Source organism: Hymenobacter agri (genome assembly GCF_054778495.1).
Genome location: NZ_BAAGZM010000749.1, coordinates 1 through 1,772, shown reverse-complemented (window position 1 = coordinate 1,772; position 1,772 = coordinate 1). Strand labels below are relative to the sequence as shown.

The window sequence follows — 1,772 nt, the reverse complement described above, 5'->3', positions numbered from 1 at the left end:
ACCACGGCCTGGTATCAGGCCGACCCCCTGGCGCCCGGCACCGGCCTGGGCCTCTGGATTGCCGGGCGGCTGGCGCAGGGCCTGGGCCTGCAACTGGCGTTTCGGGAGCAGGCGCAGCAGCTACTGGTGACGGTAAGCTTCCCGGCATAACGTTCGGTGCCGACCTTTGGGCTACTTTCCACGTTTGCCCTGCGCGCCTATGAACATTCTGTTGGTTGAAGACGACCCCCGGCTTTCGGGCCTCATCAGCCGGGGCCTGCAAGAGGAGCAGCTCACCGTGACGGTAGCCGCCGACGGCGAGCGCGGCCTGGAGCTGGCCCTGGCCCGTCCGTTCGACCTGATTATTCTCGACGTGATTTTGCCCGGCCGCAGTGGCCTGGAGGTGCTGGCCGCCATTCGGGCGCACGATGCGCGGGCGCCGGTGCTGCTGCTCACGGCCCTGGGCACCACCACCGACAAGCTGCAGGGCTTCGGCAACGGCGCCGATGACTACCTGGTGAAGCCCTTCGACTTTGCCGAGCTGGTGGCCCGGGTGGGCGCCCTCACCCGGCGCGGCACCCAGGCCCCCGGCACCCGCCTGGCTTTTGCCGATGTATTGATGGATACCACCAGCCGCACCGTGACGCGGGCCGGCCAGCCGCTACGCCTCACCACCCGCGAGTTCAACCTGCTGGAGCTGCTGCTGCGCTACCCCGGCCGCGTGCTCAGCCGCAGCGAGATTGCCGAACACGGCTGGGACGAGTCGTTCGACGCGGGCAGCAACGTGATTGACGTGTACGTGAGCTACCTGCGCAAAAAGCTCGACCACGGCTTTCCCACCAGGCTCATCCATACCGTGACGGGCGCGGGCTACGTGCTGCGGCAGGAATAAAAAGGGTTGAGGGTTGAGTTAAGTCTTGGGCCAGCATATTTCCACGGAGTAGAAAAGGCGTAGGCTTCCCCTAATCAAACCGTCTGTTTATTCAAGCTTGAACAAACTCCGCAACTGTATAACGCAGAGAAAGGCCCACTCAACCCTCAACTTTCAAAACTTAACCATCCAAAATGACCATCCGCAACCGCCTCACCTGGCTCTTCGTGGGCGTGGTAGCTTTTATTCTGCTGGGCGTGCTGAGCACGGCATTTTTGCTACAGGCCGATTATAGCCGGCGCGAGTTCCGGCAGCGGCTGCGCGACCGGGCCGAGGTGGCGGCCTACATCTTTCTGGAGAAGGACGAGCTGCGCAGCTCGGCGTTTCAGGAGTTTCAGAAGCGCTACCAGCGCACGCTGACGGAGGAAATTATTCAGCTCTACGATGTCAAGGGCGAGGTGCGTTTCGTGCGCGAAGATGCCCGCCTGGAAGTGCCGCCCGACGTACTGTCCCGAATTAAGGAAGGGCACGAAGAATATTTTGAGGACGGCCCGCGCGAGGCGGTGGGCATTTTCTACCGCGACAACCAGGGCCAGTACGTGGTGGTGGCCGGGGCCGAAAACCAGTACGGCAACGCCCGCCTGCGCTACCTGGCCACGATTCTGGCCACGCTGTTTGTGCTCAGCCTGCTACTGATTTACGGAGCCGGACGGCTGTTTGCGGGCCGGGCATTGGCCCCCATCGCGGCCCTGAACGACCAGATGGATAGCATCTCGGCCCACGACCTGCACCGGCGCGTGGCCGAAAACCTCTCGGGCCGCGAGCGCGACGAGCTGTCGCGCCTGGCCCACACCTTCAACCGCCTGCTCGACCGGCTGGAGAGCAGCTTCGACGGGCAGCGCGCCTTCGTGCGCAACGCCTC

General features: G+C 63.9%; 2 protein-coding genes. Both read left to right on the top strand.

The window, feature by feature from the left end; genetic code table 11:
* Positions 1 to 199: 199 nt before the first annotated feature.
* The gene (locus ACYVDE_RS21725) at positions 200 to 871 is read left to right on the top strand and encodes a response regulator transcription factor (protein WP_460503630.1); all 672 of its coding nucleotides are present in this window, start codon (positions 200 to 202) and stop codon (positions 869 to 871) included.
* Between the two features lie 173 nt (positions 872 to 1,044).
* A partial coding sequence (locus ACYVDE_RS21720; RefSeq protein WP_460503629.1) for a HAMP domain-containing protein occupies positions 1,045 to 1,772 on the top strand: 728 nt, incomplete at its 3' end.